17 protein-coding genes and 1 tRNA gene are annotated in these 17,125 nt (G+C 52.1%); 1 reads left to right on the forward strand and 17 read right to left on the reverse strand.

Annotated features, from left to right (window positions below; genetic code table 11):
- Window positions 1-44: 44 nt before the first annotated feature.
- From MKY12_RS31845 to rpsF, 13 genes are all read right to left on the reverse strand, one after another.
- A complete protein-coding gene (locus MKY12_RS31845) occupies window positions 45-1,331 on the reverse strand; it encodes an adenylosuccinate synthase (RefSeq protein WP_076081902.1) in 1,287 nt (428 codons plus the stop codon).
- Between the two features lie 216 nt (window positions 1,332-1,547).
- On the reverse strand, window positions 1,548-2,909 hold the full coding sequence (gene dnaB / locus MKY12_RS31850; RefSeq protein ID WP_036699821.1) for a replicative DNA helicase: 1,362 nt from the start codon (window positions 2,907-2,909) through the stop codon (window positions 1,548-1,550).
- A gap of 1 nt (window position 2,910) precedes the next feature.
- Window positions 2,911-3,357 carry a 50S ribosomal protein L9 gene (gene rplI / locus MKY12_RS31855; protein ID WP_036728030.1) on the reverse strand — a complete coding sequence of 149 codons (447 nt, stop codon included), beginning with the start codon at window positions 3,355-3,357 and terminating at the stop codon, window positions 2,911-2,913.
- Complete coding sequence (locus MKY12_RS31860; RefSeq protein ID WP_339312183.1) at window positions 3,354-5,357, reverse strand: DHH family phosphoesterase; 2,004 nt, start codon at window positions 5,355-5,357, stop codon at window positions 3,354-3,356. The genes rplI and MKY12_RS31860 overlap by 4 nt, the downstream gene beginning before the upstream one ends.
- A gap of 11 nt (window positions 5,358-5,368) precedes the next feature.
- On the reverse strand, window positions 5,369-6,286 hold the full coding sequence (locus tag MKY12_RS31865; protein WP_036728034.1) for a DUF2232 domain-containing protein: 918 nt from the start codon (window positions 6,284-6,286) through the stop codon (window positions 5,369-5,371).
- 6 nt (window positions 6,287-6,292) lie between these two features.
- Window positions 6,293-6,595 carry a MazG-like family protein gene (locus MKY12_RS31870; protein ID WP_179090524.1) on the reverse strand — a complete coding sequence of 101 codons (303 nt, stop codon included), beginning with the start codon at window positions 6,593-6,595 and terminating at the stop codon, window positions 6,293-6,295.
- Window positions 6,596-6,753: 158 nt separating this feature from the next.
- A complete protein-coding gene (locus MKY12_RS31875; RefSeq protein WP_036728036.1) occupies window positions 6,754-7,179 on the reverse strand; it encodes a CBS domain-containing protein in 426 nt (141 codons plus the stop codon).
- A gap of 193 nt (window positions 7,180-7,372) precedes the next feature.
- A complete protein-coding gene (locus tag MKY12_RS31880) occupies window positions 7,373-8,425 on the reverse strand; it encodes an LCP family protein (protein WP_036728037.1) in 1,053 nt (350 codons plus the stop codon).
- Between the two features lie 395 nt (window positions 8,426-8,820).
- Window positions 8,821-10,542, reverse strand: a complete 1,722-nt coding sequence (gene opp4A, locus MKY12_RS31885) for an oligopeptide ABC transporter substrate-binding protein (RefSeq protein ID WP_339312184.1) — start codon at window positions 10,540-10,542, stop codon at window positions 8,821-8,823.
- A 230-nt stretch (window positions 10,543-10,772) separates the two neighbouring features.
- Window positions 10,773-12,734, reverse strand: a complete 1,962-nt coding sequence (locus MKY12_RS31890) for a DNA mismatch repair protein MutS (RefSeq protein WP_339312186.1) — start codon at window positions 12,732-12,734, stop codon at window positions 10,773-10,775.
- A gap of 526 nt (window positions 12,735-13,260) precedes the next feature.
- Window positions 13,261-13,533, reverse strand: coding sequence for a 30S ribosomal protein S18 (gene rpsR, locus MKY12_RS31895; protein WP_036699837.1), 273 nt, complete (start codon window positions 13,531-13,533; stop codon window positions 13,261-13,263).
- 21 nt (window positions 13,534-13,554) lie between these two features.
- Complete coding sequence (gene ssb, locus MKY12_RS31900) at window positions 13,555-14,070, reverse strand: single-stranded DNA-binding protein (RefSeq protein WP_036728041.1); 516 nt, start codon at window positions 14,068-14,070, stop codon at window positions 13,555-13,557.
- A gap of 49 nt (window positions 14,071-14,119) precedes the next feature.
- Window positions 14,120-14,404 carry a 30S ribosomal protein S6 gene (rpsF, locus tag MKY12_RS31905; protein ID WP_036728042.1) on the reverse strand — a complete coding sequence of 95 codons (285 nt, stop codon included), beginning with the start codon at window positions 14,402-14,404 and terminating at the stop codon, window positions 14,120-14,122.
- Window positions 14,405-14,648: 244 nt separating this feature from the next.
- Here rpsF and MKY12_RS31910 point away from each other — a divergent pair, with 244 nt between their 5' ends.
- Window positions 14,649-14,846 (forward strand): YjzC family protein, encoded by a 198-nt coding sequence (locus MKY12_RS31910; protein WP_339312188.1) that lies wholly within the window; start codon window positions 14,649-14,651, stop codon window positions 14,844-14,846.
- 534 nt (window positions 14,847-15,380) lie between these two features.
- Here the strand turns inward: MKY12_RS31910 and MKY12_RS31915 are convergent.
- The 4 genes from MKY12_RS31915 to MKY12_RS31930 all read right to left on the reverse strand — a co-directional run bounded on the left by MKY12_RS31915 (window position 15,381) and on the right by MKY12_RS31930 (window position 17,065).
- A tRNA-Ser gene (locus MKY12_RS31915) sits at window positions 15,381-15,471 on the reverse strand.
- Window positions 15,472-15,547: 76 nt separating this feature from the next.
- Window positions 15,548-15,760, reverse strand: a complete 213-nt coding sequence (locus MKY12_RS31920; RefSeq protein ID WP_036728045.1) for a DUF951 domain-containing protein — start codon at window positions 15,758-15,760, stop codon at window positions 15,548-15,550.
- Window positions 15,760-16,797 (reverse strand): mechanosensitive ion channel family protein, encoded by a 1,038-nt coding sequence (locus MKY12_RS31925; protein WP_339312189.1) that lies wholly within the window; start codon window positions 16,795-16,797, stop codon window positions 15,760-15,762. The genes MKY12_RS31920 and MKY12_RS31925 overlap by 1 nt, the downstream gene beginning before the upstream one ends.
- On the reverse strand, window positions 16,790-17,065 hold the full coding sequence (locus MKY12_RS31930) for a DUF3343 domain-containing protein (RefSeq protein ID WP_036728049.1): 276 nt from the start codon (window positions 17,063-17,065) through the stop codon (window positions 16,790-16,792). The genes MKY12_RS31925 and MKY12_RS31930 overlap by 8 nt, the downstream gene beginning before the upstream one ends.
- Window positions 17,066-17,125: the final 60 nt, after the last annotated feature.

Here is a 17,125-nt window from a genome sequence, read left to right on the forward strand (position 1 = left end):
CGAGGCCCCTGCTCCTATACGTATCTATTTAGTTCTGCTTCAGTCTAGATATAGATTGGCAGTACTTGATTAGTCTGTTCACGGTTGCGGCCCACAGAGAAGATCGAGATTGGAATCCCCGTCAGCTCCGATACACGTTCCACGTATTTGCGTGTGTTGGCCGGCAGATCCTCCAGCGTCTTCGCCCCAGTGATGTCTTCGCTCCAGCCTGGAAGCTCCTCGTAGACCGCTTCACACTCTGCCAGCATTTTCAGGCTTGCCGGGTAATGTGTGATAATATCTCCACGGTACTTGTAGCCGGTGCAGATCTTCACAGTCTCAAGACCGCTCAGGACATCCAGCGAGTTCAGCGACAGGCCGGTGATTCCGCTGACGCGGCGGGCGTGACGCACAACCACACTGTCGAACCAGCCCACGCGGCGGGCGCGTCCGGTTACGGTTCCGTACTCATGCCCGGTCTCGCGGATATAATCACCGGTCGCATCGTTCAGCTCTGTAGGGAACGGGCCGTCTCCTACGCGGGTAGTATAAGACTTCGCCACACCGATAACCTGCTTGATCTTGGACGGACCCACGCCCGAACCGATGCAGACGCCGCCAGCCGAAGGATTCGATGAAGTAACGAACGGATAAGTTCCCTGGTCGATATCGAGCATCACGCCCTGCGCACCTTCGAACAGCACCCGGGAATCCGCATCAATCGCATCATTCAGTACCACCGAAGTATCGGTTACATAGCCGCGCAGCACTTCTGCATACTCCAGATATTTGGTCAGAATCTCTTCCACATTCAGCGGCTCAGCGCCGTATACCTGAGTGATCACCTGATTCTTCTCTTCCATCAATGGACGAAGTCTCAGCTCGAATTCCTCAGCGTCCATCAGATCAGCAATCCGGATGCCGTTACGGGCAGCCTTATCCATGTAGCACGGGCCGATCCCCTTGCGTGTTGTACCGATTTTGTTCGGGCCTTTGCGGTCTTCCTCAAGCGCATCCAGCACCATATGATAAGGCATAATGACATGCGCACGATCGCTGATTACCAGGTTCTTCGTATCGAAGCCATTGTCATGAATATAATTAATTTCTTGGATCAGCGCTTCCGGGTTAATGACCATTCCGTTGCCGATAACACAAGTCTTCTCTTTATAAAATACACCAGATGGAATCAAGCTCAGCTTGAACTTCTTTCCGTCAATCAGAATCGTGTGACCGGCATTGTTACCCCCTTGATACCGGGCGACCACATCTGCACTTTCCGCCAGAAAATCCGTGATCTTGCCTTTGCCTTCGTCTCCCCATTGTGTTCCCACGACGACTACCGTTGACATGTACATTCCTCCGTAGGTGCTAGCAAGCACCATTATTTTTCCGCTTATCATAGGGGCTCTGTACGCGCTTCATCTTGTACGCAGCCCTCCGGACACCAGGCGGGCAGGCCGCCAAAGCACAATAATCAGTGTAACAGCGGCACTTTTTAAAGTCAAATAAAAACGAACGATCACAGACTGAAATGTGCGATCGTTCGTGTATTGTGCGAAGTTTGCCTAACCTGCAAACGGTTCTGCATGGGCCCGCTCGTAGTTGACGAACTTGTTGAAGTTCTTAAGGAACACAAGCTCCACCGTCCCTACCGGACCGTTACGCTGCTTGGCAATAATAATTTCGATAATGTTCTTCTTCTCGGTATCCTGATTGTAATAATCATCACGGTACAGGAACGCTACGATATCGGCATCCTGCTCGATAGAGCCTGATTCACGAAGGTCACTCATCATCGGCCGTTTGTCCTGGCGCTGCTCCACACCGCGGCTGAGCTGGGACAAGGCAATAACCGGAACGTCAAGCTCACGGGCGATCTGCTTCAGGGTACGGGAGATTTCCGATACCTCCTGCTGGCGGTTCTCGCCGGCCTTGCCCCGGCCCTGGATCAGCTGCAGGTAGTCGATGACAATCATTCCGAGTCCCTTTTCCTTCTTGAGCCGGCGGCATTTCGCCCGGATATCGGTAACTGTGATGCCCGGAGTATCGTCAATGTAGATTTCGGACTCGGACAGCGACTGGATGCCCATCGTGAGCTTGGACCAGTCATCATCGCTCTTGAAATCACCGGTACGCATAATATTGGCGTCCAGATTGGCCTCTGCGCAGATCATACGCTGAACCAGCTGGGGCGCCGACATTTCCAGACTGAAGATGGCTACCGTCTCCTTCGCCCGCACCGCCACATTCTGCGCGATATTCAGAGCGAAGGCCGTCTTCCCGACGGAAGGACGGGCCGCCACAATAATCAAGTCATTGCGCTGAAAGCCGTTCGTCATATGGTCCAGGTCAACGAACCCGGTTGGAATCCCCGAGGTTCCGCCTTTATTCTGATGGAGCAGCTCGACCCGGTCGAATACCTGCATGAGCACATCGCGGATGGCAATGAACCCGCTGCCGCTGCGGCGGTTCGAGATCTCCAGGATTCGCCGCTCGGCGTCACTCAGCATAATGCCTACGTCTTCGCCGCCGGTATAGCCTTCGCTGACAATCTGCGTGGCTGTGCGGATCAGCCGCCGCAGCATCGCCTTCTCCTCAATAATCTGGGCGTAATAATCGACGTTGGCCGCAGTCGGCACCGCATGCGCCAGCTTCGCCAGATAGCTGACACCGCCGATATCCTCAAGCTCCCCCTTATCCTGGAGCCGGGATGTCAATGTAATCAGGTCAATCGGCTGGCTCTCTTCTCCGAGCTGCACCATCGCCTCAAATATCATCTGATGCGGTTTGTCGTAGAAGTCTTCGGTATTCACCCGCTCCATCGCGGTAATTAGCGCCTCATCCGACAGTAGAACTGCACCCAGTACGGCCTGTTCTGCCTCCAGATTCTGCGGGGGAACCCGATCGAAAAAGAGATCTCCACCCATCCTACTCCTCCGTTACCTGAACCGTGAGGTTAGCCTTTACTTCAGTATGCAGCTTAACTGTTGCCTGGAACGTGCCTACATGGCGGATCGAATCGCTCAGCTCAATTTTGCGCTTGTCGATGACGATGCCCTGAGTAGCTGCCAGTGTCTCGCCGATCTGCTTGCTGGTAATAGCGCCGAAGAGACGGCCGCCTTCGCCTGCTTTGGCCTTTAGAGTCAGGGTCAGCTCATCCAGCTTCTTGCCCAGCTGTACCGCTTCCTCCTTCTCCTGGTCCTTGCGGCGCTGTTCGGCTGCCGCCTGGTTCTCCAGTGTCTTCACATTACCGTCTGTAGCCGGACGAACCAGCCCGCGCGGCAGCAGGAAATTGGCTGCATAGCCCTCCGACACCTCTTTAACCTGCCCCTTCTTGCCTTGACCCTTAACATCCTTCAAGAATATGACCTTCATTCAAATAACCCCTCTTTCGCTTCAATTTCGGCCAGCACTGCGAGCAGTCTGGCTTCCGCTTCTTTGGTTGTTCCTTCAAGCTGTACAGCCGCGTTGGACAGATGTCCGCCGCCGCCCAGCTTCTCCATGACTACCTGCACATTCATCCGACCCAGAGAACGGGCGCTGATGCCGATCAGGCCGTCAGGACGTTCACTGATGACGAAGGACGCCACCACATTCGTCATCCCAAGCAGCGTATCCGCCGTCTGGGCGATCAGCAGCTGCGGAATCTTCATCCCGGGCTGTGTGACCACCAGTGCTATCTGGTCATACACCATACGCGCATGCTTGATGATCTCCGCCTTCGAGATGTACTCCTGCAGATCCTCCTTCAGCATGCGCTGAATGAGAATCGTATCCGCCCCGACCCGGCGCAGGAACCCGGCGGCCTCGAAGGTCCGCGAGCCTGTATGCAGCGCGAAATGCTTCGTATCGACCGTGATCCCGGCCAGCAGCATCGTGGCCTCCAGCGGGCTGAGCTTAATCTTGTCATGAATGTACTGCAGCAGCTCCGTCACCAGCTCACAGGTCGATGACGCATACGGCTCCAGATACACGAGCACAGCGTCATTGATGAACTCCTCACCCCGGCGGTGATGGTCAACCACCACAATCCGGCTGGCAACCTGCACCAGCCTCGGCTCCATAGTCATGGAAGCCTTGTGTGTATCCACAACAATGAGCAGCGTATGCTCCGTCATCATCTGGAGAGCCTGCTCTGGCGTGATGAAGGTCTTGTAGAGCGCCTCATCCTTGCGGATCTCCTCCATCATCCGGGTAATCGAAGGATTCGGTGTCTCCATCACAATGCTGGCTTCCACATTGTACATCTGTGCCGCCTTAAGCAGGCCAATCGCCGCTCCCACCGCGTCAATATCCGGTATCCGGTGCCCCATAATCAGCACCCGGTCGCTCTCCTGCATCAGATCCCGCAGGGCGTGGGCGATTACCCGCGCCCGGACGCGGGTGCGTTTCTCGGCGGCATTGGTCTTGCCGCCGTAGAAGGAGAGCCGCTGGCCCGCCTTCACAGCGGCCTGGTCCCCGCCTCTGCCGAGCGCCATGTCCAGACTCGACTGGGCAAGCGCTCCCAGCTCACTGGCCGATTCCGAGCCGTAGGCAAGGCCTATGCTCAGCGTCATCGGCACCTTGAGGTCTGCCGTCATCTCACGGACCTCATCCAGCACCACGAACCTGCTCTCCTCCAGGGCCTGAAGGCTGCGGTGATTCAGCAGCATCAGGTACCGCTCGGAAGACAACCTGCGCAGATATACCTCGAATTGCTTGCTCCACTCGGTAATCTCACTGGCAACCTTGGCGATTAGCGAAGTACGCTGCTGATCATCCATCCCCTGGGCGGCCTCATCCAGATTATCCATCATGACAATTCCAATCGCCAGCTTCTCTTCCTCATACCGCTCACGCAGCACCACAAGCTCGGTAATATCGAATAAATACAGCAGCCGTTCGCTTGGAATCACTACAACCTCATAATAACGGTCATCCACCGTAAGCTCATGGCGCTGCTCCTTCAATACCCCTTCCTTAACCGGTTCCCGCTTGGACGGCAGGTTCTGCAGAGAAGCCATAACCTCAGGCATCAGCTCCTGCATATCTTCACCCACAAGCGACTTGCGGGAGAAGATCTGGCCGGCATTCCGGTTATGCCATTCCACCGCCCGGCTCTCACTGTACAGGATAATCCCGAGCGGAAGCATGCTTACAGCCTCCCCCTCCACCCGCTTGATGCGGAAGGACAGGCCGTTGATATAATCTACAAGGTTGCGGCGGAACGACAGCTCGGCCTGCAGCATGGTGAAACACAATGTGCCGGCCAGGAAGAGGCTGGCAACACCGAGGACCCAGTTATAGATACTGACTACTATAATCAGGACCAGCAGCAGTAAGAACGCCCACACGGTATGATAGCCGTGCCAGCGTCTTTGCAGAAATTTTGGCATGAGCCCTCACCCTATCGTTTCGATTTCTTCACAAGCTCCCGCAGCGGAAACGCCAGGTCCACCACACCAATAATCCAGAATCCCGGCAGAGCAATAACAGGGATTGCCAGCAGAAGAGCGATGATCTTGCTCCACTTCCGTTCATGCACCAGGAAGAAGAGGAAGCCGATGGTCTGGATCTTGAACGCAATCTGCAGCAGCGGCAGCAGATTGGCCGAGACCATTAGCATGAAGCCGCTGTCGGCACCGCCGAACAGCAGGCTGATGACGACGCCAAGCAGATAATACCAGATGAACGATCTGGCCAGTCTCCATTCCCGCGCCGGCTTCAGCTTAGGCACCGCATATTCCATACTGTTCAGAATAGGGCGGACAATGGAATGGGTAATGACCGCAATCACGAACGCACTGAGGATCAGCGTCATCGGAATCGCCTGGATCGTCAGCCAGCTCATCTGGCCAATCTGATCGGAGGAGAGGGCGATCTCGGACAGCAGCGGATTGCTTGCCCCCATACTTGCCAGCCAGTCTGCATAGGTCTTCAGAACATCATAGACGTAGTCGTACAAATTGAACTTAAGGAACGTCGTACTGATCAGCAGGATCAGCAGGAATTCAGCTAGTATAGCGACCATACCGGCAATCAGTGTAGAAATCGCTGAAGCACGTTTCTTGTACCATCGTCCCATCACAAGGGCCGGGATTAAGAAATAAGCCGCAATCAGGATATACATCGGGGTAATCAGGCCCACAATCAGCAGAACCGGTAACAGATGCAGAATGAACTGCTTGGTGTTAAGGGTCGTAAAGAGCACTATGGCCGGAATAATCATAAAGAATGTTGTAATAATTAGCAGCGGGGTTGACAGGGATAACAGCAGCAACAGATAAGCTACGCTCCAAGCCACAGATGTCCAGCGAAATTTCAACAGTATTCACCTCTTACGCATATGTTCTTCTAATGCAGATATATCCTGGTACCATTCTTCGAGCTGATGGCCCTCCTGCCTGTGCTTTCGCAGCTTCTCCAGCAGTAAATCATCCAGCTCGCGATAAGGAATACCGAGTCTGCGCCCCAAGATGTACGAGCTCATAATCAGGCTGGCCAGACTGTCGCCGACACGCGTGGTACTGCCTTCCCACAGCGCTTTGAATAACCTTGAGACTTGATCAATAACTTCCGTCTTTAACCACTCAATTACCTTGGCGCGTTTGGCCACATCCAGATCCTTCGGCACATTGGGCACTGTCTCTCTACCTCCGGCAAAAAGCATTATTCTCCATTATAGCATAAAAATTTCCGAGCCACACGGACGCCTGCCGCCCCTGAATACCGCCTTCCATCTTTCAAAAAAGGCCCGCATTCCGCTTCGCCGGAAATACAGGCCCTGGTACCTTATAACGATTCGAGCGATTGCCGTGAGACAAATTTCTCGCAGTATTCAATAATCTGGCTCCGGCGTACAATGCCGATGAACCGCTTCATGTCGTCGACCACCGGTACAAAGTTCTGGACCTTGGCCAAATTAATCAGATCTTCCATATCCGCATCAATCGAGACCGCCAGATTGTTCATCCGCAGCGGGACATCCTTAAGCAGAAATTTGGAAGCATTCTCAAAGGTGACCGCGCCGCCCGACTCCTTCATATACCAGAGCAAATCACCTTCTGTAACCGTTCCCGCATATTCTCCGTTGCGGTTCAGGATCGGCACTGCTGTATAGCGGTGAAACTCCATCCGTTCCAGGGTCTGCCGCAGCGTCGAATCCATGGTAACACATGCGACCTCCTGCTTCGGAAGTAAAAAAAACGCAATGTTCATCTCTTAATCCTCCTCAAAGAATTCCGAAGGAATGCTACTTTACCTTCCTTGCACTAAAGCCCACCGTAGTTATACGTCTGCCCTCAGCAATAAGTTCCATTCCATTATAGCATGAAGACAGTAAACAGCAGCCATTAACCTTGAGGGAATGGCTGCTGTTTTTATAACGGGTCAAGAAAATCGGTTCTGATCCTTATTGTACTGCAGGTGTGGCCGAAGGCTCAAGCGCATTGCCGGCCTTGCCTGGCTCAATCAGCTGGTCAACCGGTGTGCTGGGGTTCATCCAATTGTCGATGAGCGCCTTGGCTTTATTCAGATCCTCTTCGTTCACTATATCGTAGTAGACCCCGTCCATCCGTTTGCCTTCCCCCATCACCGTGAAGCTGGAGATATCCATGTCCTTGCCGCCCATGAACTTCTTGGCGAGACTGATGATCATCGAGGGCTGAATATCCGTTTTGAAGTTGTCGCCCATGATATCCAGCAGCTCAGGAATATTGCCGATCTGGCTGATCGATAACATTTTATTCGCTACGACATCAATAAAGACCTGTTGACGTTTGGTCCGGTTGAAGTCGCTATCCTCACGGTAGCGGGTATAGTTAAGTGCCTCTTCGCCGCTATAGTTCGACTTATTGGCCTTAATGGTGAATTTCTCATGGTCTTTGCCTTTGTTGACAATATCCTTCTTGATCGGGAGCGGCACACCGCCAATGGCATCGACAGCATCCTTCAGCCCCTGAAAGTTGATGGTGGCATAATATTGAATATCATGGCCGAGGAGCGCTTCCAGTGTGTCCTTGGACATTTGCTGACCGCCGAACGCATACGCATGTGTAATTTTATCCTTCTTATTATCCTTGTATCCGATAATTTCCGTGTAGGTATCCCGGGGAACGGAGATCAGCAGAATTTTATAATCCTCCGGCCGGATCACCGCATACATCATGGTATCTGAGCGTGCGGTTTCATTCTTCCGCTGATCTGTACCAAGAAGCATCAGAGAGAACGGGTCGCTTTTGAGTGCCACGGGTTCAGCCTTAACGGAAGTCGGTGTCTTGCTGGTGTTATTCTCCAGAGGCACATAGGATGCATCCGTCAGCTTCTGCTCCACCTGATCGGATAAAAAGAGGTCGAATGCCAGCACAGCCAGCGGCTTCTGGAACAGAAACCCTCCGGCTGCAATCACCAGTACCAGAATGAGCGCAATGTATCTTTTTTTTATTTTTTTAAGCTTATTCATCATTTTTGATTCCTTCTTTATGGTGGAATGTACATATTATGAACGTAATCTATTTACAATGGCCGCCTGGGCTTCCAAGGCAGTCATGAGTGGGCTGTTCTAGCTGCTGTACGCCGCCCTGCTTCAGATGGTATTATTCCCCCTTTCCGGGATTCGGGTCGTTCTAATTGTAGAATAAACCTGGAAAACGGCTTTGACACATAAACAATATTTCTATTGTAATCACTTCACCACTAAAAAGAAACAACAAATAACGACAACTTTGACACTTAGGCCGCTTATATTCCATAAAGTATATGACGCAGCAAACGGCGTTTTGATTCTTTTTCAGCCAAAAAAAATAAAAAAAGACAGTCTGTTCAGCCACTTAACACAGCAGATCAGACCGTCCTCTTAGCCTATTCAGTATCCTTAATCCACCAGCTCTGCGGATTGATGATATTGCTTAAAGCGTTCATTGTTACCCCCTGCAGGCGCTTATTCACCGCAGTAATATCCGAGCGTTCAGCGAAAAAGATCATTGGAACCTCATCATTGATCAGCTTCTGCCATTCATAATAGATTTCCTTCCGGAAGTCCTTATCATACGCCTTCAGGCTGACCCCTTCCCGGATCAGGTCCTCACTGCGCTTCGACGTCCACCGGGGGTAATTCCACGAATCGGTAGCGCGCCATAGGCCCGAAGGATCAGGGTCGCTGGCCAGTCCCCACACGCCGTTGAACAGCTCCACTGCCGGATCATCCGACTCCACAGCTTCATAAAAGGTATTCAGCTCCTTGAGGCTTCCTCCGCTGAGCCGCACATCCAGCCCGACATCACGCCAATTCTGGAGAATGGCTGCCGTCCGGGCCTCAGCTGTCTTGCTGCCGCTCATCGCATCATAGTGAATAACGAGCTTCTTGCCGCCGGGATCTTCGCGGAGTCCATCCCCGTCTAGATCCAGATACCCGGCCTCATCCAGCAGCTGCCCAGCCTTTTCCGGAGAATAGGGATAGGTGTCGATCTCCTCATCCGCGATCTTGGCCCAGCTGGAGCTGGGGATAGGTGTCTCGATAAGCGTCCCAAGGCCATAGGAATATTTATCTAGAATCCCTTGCCGGTCAAGTGCATAATACATTGCCTTACGCAGTCGTTTATCCTTGAACTTGGGATTATCCATTACCACCTGACCGTCTGTCTCATCCCAGTGTCCAAACTTGAACCCGATATATTCAAACGACATTCCTGGTGTGACCCTAATCTCTACGTTATCCAATTGCCCTGCGGCCTCATAGGCATCACGCGGCAAAGCCGCCATATCGACAGTTCCTGCTTCAAGCAGAGAGGTAATATCCTTGCTGTCGATCGCCTTATAAGTAATCCCGTCCAGAAGCGCTCCGCCCTTGTAATAATTATCGAACCGTTTCATTTCCACCGTCTGGCCCGGCACAATGCTGGTTACCATGAACGGACCCGTGCCAATTGGCCGCTTGCGCACCTGATCGCTGTCCAGCATGTCCTTAACTGCCACTCCCGCGAAGTACCGCTTGTTCATCGGGTAGGCCCACAGATTATCAATCACGTTCACACGTGCTGAATTCATTGTAATGCGCAGCGTATACGGGTCCATCACCTTAAGCCCTGTAATTTCCTTCGCCTGGCCCTGGTGGTACGCTTCTGCGCCCTTGATCATCTCAACGCTATAATATCTGGAACCCGTATACTCCGGGCTGGCGATAGTCTCCAGAGCAAACTTCCAATCCTCCACGGTCAGCTCATCCCCGTTATGCCAGCGGACCCCGGGCTTAATGGTGAATGTGAACACCGTATGATCCTCGGACTCCTGCCAGCTGGCGATATTAGGAGCGGTGGACAAATCATCCTTCACAGTGAACATCGCCTCAGTGGTGAACTCCAGCACATTGGAATCATCTTCTCCTTCGAAGAATGCCGGTTCAAAGATCCCTTGAAAAGCGGACGGGTAGCCGAAGGTCACAGTCCCGCCTGTAATGGGTTCATCGGCTGTTTGGCTAAGGCGCGCCACAACATTCTTGACGGCCGGGCTTGGCCCGCTGCATGCCGACAATGCCACCAAGAGCACAAGCGGTAGCATCAGTCTGCCGATGAGTCGGTTTGACATATATTTCTTCCCTCCCGGGTTGGATCACACAGTAATGTAAGCGGTTTCTACACTAGATTTTACTGTAATGCCTATTATGCAGATTATGGACAAATAATTATTCCACATTATAGAGGATATACAATATTCACTGTAAAGTGAAGTCTTTAATTTATTTAGGGGCAGCCCAGAACCCTTCCGGTGTTGAAAAAAGCCTGCCCTGACGGGCAGACTTCAGCTACAGCAGCGCCTTAATTTTCCTCTCCCGGATGGATGATGCTCAGGCCCTCTACATGCTTTTTCCGCATCAGCTTACGCTTCTTCCGGGTCTCCTTGCTCTCAAAAATAATATCAAAATCATAATCCTCGGGGTACAGCTCCTCCTTGGACAGATAAGGCTTCAGCCGTTTGTGGTTAATACTCAGCTTCTGCTTCTGGATCATCACTCCGACCCTCCCCCGGCTGTCCTTCTTCTCATAGACAATTCCCGTCCGCCCTAAAGAGCTGACATAGACAGCATCCCCTATCGCAAATTCAGGTACTGGAGTATGCGCCTCCTGTAATGCAACGTTTCCCTGCTGTCCTTCAGCCGTTCTATCCGCTTTTGCAGTTATTTCATTCTGCGCTGCTTTAGCTCTCTCAGCAGCTCTGATAGCGTCCTTCCACGGGCTGTGGCCGCCTCTGTGTCCCTGCTGCTCTGTCACAAGCTGTTTGGCCCGCTCGATAACGGAATGGACAATACCCAGCTTCTCGGCGATCTGCAGCGCGTAGCTCTCGCCAGCTTCGCCAATCGTTAGCTTATACAGCGGCTGCAGCGTGTTCTTATCGAACTCCATCCGTGCATTCTCGAAGCCTGCCGTTGCCGCCGCGAAGGCCTTCAGCTCATTGAAGTGGGTCGTTACCACGATATTAGCCCCCTTTCGGTTCAACTCCTCCAGAATCGCGATGGACAGCGCGAACCCTTCACCAGGGTCTGTGCCGGCAGCCAGCTCATCAATCAGCAGCAGCACGCCTCTGCCGGCATCATAGAGCATTCCTTCAATACTCTTCATCTGTGCCGAGAAGGTGCTTAGGGACTGTGTCAGGCTCTGTCCGTCTCCGATAACGCTCATTACATTGGTGAAGACCGCGAAGTCACTGCCGGGATCAACCGGTACCAGCAGGCCGGACTGCGCCATTAATACGAGCAGGCCCAGGGTTTTGAGCACCACCGTCTTGCCGCCTGTATTCGGCCCGGTCACGATCAGCGATTTATACCCTTGACCGAGCTCCAGACTGACCGGCACCATATCCTTCAGCAGGGGGTGACGGCCTCCATTCATCCTTACATAACCGCGTTCGTTCAGTGCAACCGGCCCCGCATCCATTACCCGGGCAACCTTCCCTTTGGCGAAAATAAAGTCATACATGCCCGTCACCTCAATATTAAGCCGGATAGCGGCCTGCTCCTGCTCTATCAGCCCTGTCAGCATACTCAGGATTATTCCTTCCTCGCGGGCCTCGTCAGCAGTCAGGAGCTCGATCTCTCCCTGTAACGAGGCCACCTCATCCGGCTCCACGAATACCGTCTGCCCGCTGGTGGACTGGTCCAGCACCGAGCCCCTAATTTGCTTGTGATACTCCCGTTTCACCGGAATGACATACCGCCCGCCGCGCATACTGACCAGACTTTCCTGTAAAATGGATTTGTGGCGGTTCATGATACTCTCCAGCTTCCGGTGCAGGCGCTCCTTGGCGACTGCCAGCCGTTTGCGGACCCGTTCCAGTCCTTTGCTGGCGTGGTCATCAATGACGCCCAGCCGGATACACCGTTCTATCTCGTCCCGAACCCTATTCAGCTCCTGAAGGGATGCCCCGTAAGCGGCGATGCGCGGCGCTATCTGCTCCTTGGCGGCCATGTATTTCCTGAGCTGTCCGCAGCTGTTCAGAAACAGCGAGACTGCGGTGAAATCCTGCTCATTGTACATATAGCCGGTCCCGAGCAGTGACAGCACCCATTCAATGCCCTCCAGCGAGGGAATCGGCACACTGGCTCCGCGCTCCAGCAGCTCCTTCGCTTCTTGCGCCTCCTCAAGCGCCCGGTGTATCGCCGGCAGGTAGATCATTGGCTGAAGCTCTCTGACAACCCTTCTTCCCTCATAAGATACCGCATGACGCATCAATTCCTGCTTAATTGTCTCATATTCCAATGTGTGCAGACTTTGCAGATTCAACTTGAGTTCCTCCTTGTATACAAGTATATTTCTTATCCCAATCCACTGCGCAAAACGCAAAAAGAGGGCAAAGAACCGCCACCACGGCAGTCTTCGCCCTCTTTTTGCTGCTGCTTCTCTTTGGCTTCAGAGTCCCGCCCCTTACGGGAAGACGACTGAAAACAGAAAAAACCGTGCTGCAAGAGCACGGTTAATCACAAAGAGAACAATAGCCGGATCAAGAGGCCATCATGACGCTTCGCGTGTGTTCTTAACTAAATCATTCATTCCAGCAGCCCGCAGTCTACTCAGTCAGAGATGTCATCAGGACAGACTCCAACAAGACATGCCCCCGGCAAAATCAGAGCATGCGGCGGCTAACAGCCGGAACGATATGAAATTGCTTAGTTAAGAACGCTCACCAACATCAAAATTTCCCCTTTAGTTATAGGATACCTGTAATTTACTACACCTAGAATCCGTTTGTCAATTATGGGTTATCCCATACAAAAAGCAGCCGGCTTAGCCGGCTGCTTCATAAAACGTCCTATTCTGTTGTGTAAGGCAGCAGCGCGATTTGACGCGAGCGCTTTACAGCAATAGTCAGAGCGCGTTGGTATTTTGCACTTGTACCCGTTACACGACGCGGCAAGATCTTTCCGCGTTCGCTGATGAACTTCTTAAGAAGCTCAGTGTCTTTATAATCAATGTGAGTAATCTTGTTCACAGTGAAATAGCACACTTTTTTACGCTTGTTGCGTCCACCACGACGTGCCGGTCTTTTGTCGTTGTCCGCACCTTCTCTTGGTTTGAAAGCCATGTTCAGTTCAGTCCTTCCTTATTAAAATGGCAAATCATCGTCCGATATATCGATCGGTTTTCCATCGCCCGAAAAAGGATCTTGGGTATTGTTGTTACGCGAGAAATTATTGTTGTTGCCATTTCCGCGAGCACTGTTCCCGCCGTTACCGCCGCCACCGAAGGCTGGCTCTTCAGGCATACTTCCACCACTTGATGCATTTCCGCCTTCACGGCTCTGCGCGGATTCCAGGAAACGGACATTATCGGCAATAACTTCAGTAACGTATACACGTTTGCCTTCGTTATTCTCGTAATTCCGTACTTGGATGCGTCCTTCCACGGCTGCCAGTCTTCCTTTGCGCAAATAATTGGCACAGGTCTCAGCCAGCTGTCTCCAGGTTACTACCGGGATAAAGTCCGCCTCGCGTTCACCATTCTGGCCCGTAAAGTTACGGTCTACGGCAAGCGTAAACTGTGTTACGGCAACACCAGCAGGAGTATAACGAAGTTCCGGGTCACGGGTCAACCGACCGATCAGAATGATACGGTTCAACAATTAGGTCCCCTCCTTAATAGCGCGATTCGTTACAAAGCTTGTCAATATCTTAGGCAACGTCGTTCGTAATGAGATAACGAATTACTTCGTCAGAAATCTTCATGATACGCTCAAGCTCAGTAACTACTGCAGGTTCTGCATTGAAGTTAACCAAAACAAAAACGCCATCACGATGTTTCTTGATCTCATACGCAAGACGGCGTTTACCTTGCACATCGTGCTTTGTAATTTCTCCGCCGTTGGAGATGATGCCTTGGAATTTTTCGACTGCTGCTTGAACGGCTTCTTGTTCAATGTCAGGACGAATAATGTACATGACTTCATATTTGCGCATAATTTTCACCTCCTTATGGTCTGCGGCCCCTGATCAGGTCAGGAGCAAGGAACGAGCACAAACATAGACTCGCACCAAATTAATATACCAAACCCAGCAGAGGATTGCAAGTTTTATTAATACGTACCAGATGCTGGACCCCAAAAAAATGTTGGCGGATTCCGAAAGAACCTCTGAGTAATCCCTCATCGTCAAGGCCACAATATAACAGCTTCATCATTCGATAACAGGAGGTTATTCACCAATGGGCGAACAGACGGAGCATGAAAAGGGCGACAAAGCCCCCAACCCGGGCGTTTACACCGAGGTAGGCGAAGCGCGGAGCTTCCACACGGAGATTCAGAATCCGAAGCGCATTACAATGGAGAAAGGCGACACCTTCCCGGAGACCAGCAACCAGAACCGCAAGTGGAAAAAAGTCGAGAAGGCCCGTGTCCATTAATTTCAGCAGCCAGGTATAAAACCTTGAAGGCTGCGCATACTAGACCCAGGCAGTACAAAAGAGAGGTGTGGTTCCGTTGAACGTCGCAGACGAACACGATCACAGGGATTCTGAATTCAGCAGCTATCGTACCCGGGGAGAGTGAGGCTGGCTCTGTAAAAAGGAGTAACAGCTTTGGCATTACCCAATCACAGTAGTAGCTATAGACAGAGATTTCCGAACGTCATTGATGTACTGCCTCTGGAAGAGAGACCTGCGAAGGTCTCTCTTTTTGCGTTGAAGATCAACAAACACAAAATCACCCTAAAGGATGACAGATGCTGTTGTCTTATCCCCGTACATCCGACATATGCACCTTTTTGGCTGCTGATTGTATTCGGTTTTCCGCATACATCGATGCCACTTGCCTAATTATAGTCTTCCGTATAAAACCGTTATTTCCCCACAATACACAGAAACTATACTTTCTTATATAACAAAAAAGCCCCCGTATCAGAACGGAGGTCTCATAAATTAAGAATATAATTGCTGAAGTGGCGGAGAGGGTGGGATTCGAACCCACGCACGCTTTGACACGCCTAACTGATTTCGAGTCAGCCCCCTTGGGCCTCTTGGGTACCTCTCCGCAGCAAGAATTATCATATCATGCTAATCGCACAATTGCAAGCGTTATTCATTTGCGTTTCGCTTCCTGCGCCAGCTTAATTATTCTCCGCTCCACTATCCGCTGAATGCAGGACCTTCTTCAGATTCTTTTCAAATTTGGCGCGGGGAATGAGGACACTGTGCTGACAGCCGGTGCACTTAATCCGGATATCCATCCCCATACGGATAATCTCCATCTCGTTACTTCCGCAGGGATGCTGCTTCTTCATCTGCACAATATCACCCAGCCCGAATACCTTGCGTTCCATTACTCTTCCCCCTCCTCTGCCTCTTGCGCAGCAGCTACCTGCCTTCTTGGGCTGGTCTCTTGCTCCTCACGGGCTCTACGGGCTTCCTCTATGCGTTCCTGCTCACGGGCCGTCTCAGCCTCTCTTGCCTCCCTCTCCGCCTGCTCACGCGCCTCCTGCTCGGCCTTAGCAGCCTCCAGGGCGCTCTGCTTCTCCAGAGCATGCTTGATATCATTCTGAATCTGCCGCTCGGCAGCGTCTCTGGCATTAGGCAGGCAATTCGCCGCTATGCGGATGACATACTCTGAGGTGCTCATCGACTGGATTCCCAGAATATTAGGGTAGGCAATGACACTGGAGCTGCGTTCCTCGATGCCCTGAAGCGCCTCGCCGATCAGTGCCAGGGTGGCTTCGAGCCCGCGTTCGATTTTAACCGGAACATCTACTACAGCCAGTGCATTCGCCAACGAATAATTCGTCACATTAACAATCGTGCCGTTAGGAATGATGTGTACCTCGCCCGTAGCACTTAGCAGTCTGGTCGTCCTCAGGCCAATCATCTCTACCGTTCCCTTATAGGTTCCGCTCTGGATAACATCCCCGACTGCAAACTGGTCCTCAAAAATAATAAAGAAGCCCGTAATCACATCTTTGACCAAACTTTGTGCGCCGAACCCTATAGCCAGCCCGACTACCCCTGCTCCGGCGAGCAGCGGCTTCAGATCGAAGTTGAACTCCGACAGAACCAGCAGAATCATGGTGAAGTTACAGAAGAAGGTAACCACATTCTTCATCAGTCCGCCGACCGTGGAGAAGCGCCGGTTATTGACTAATGCCCTCCCCCTCGTCTCCCGCTCAAGCGACCGGTCAATCACATTGGAGACCACCTTGATAATCACCCGGGTCAGAATGAAAATTATGAGAATTCTGATTCCCGAAAACAGGACCGCGGCCCACATATCCGTATTGGTGAACCAGTCCCATAATTTATCTTTGAAGCGGACGGCATCATTAACAACACCGTCAACGCCGTCGGCCGCCAGTAAGCTGTTAATCATCAAACCCCTCCTTCTCCGTTATTTCCACATACCCTGCACCCTCAACGGCCTTGGCGAAGATCCCCCGGATCTCTACGTTCTGCTCTTCGACCAGGACCCTTACCTCATCCAGCGCACTCCGGTAGAATTGGATCGACATCGCACAGCCGGCGGTGATCTCCTTGGGCGTAGGGAAGATATCGATTTCGATCTCCGCATATTCAAGCAGCATCTCGGCGCGCAGCGCCTGCTGGGTCGAATCAAACGCTAGCAGCAGTTCCTCCTCCACACTCCACGCCTCCTCTGGGCTATTGGTCCTATCTATTGCCGCCATAGTATAAAAAACCAC

Origin of the sequence: Paenibacillus sp. FSL M7-0896, assembly GCF_037975415.1 — a bacterium.
Lineage (GTDB): Bacteria > Bacillota > Bacilli > Paenibacillales > Paenibacillaceae > Paenibacillus_AQ > Paenibacillus_AQ silagei.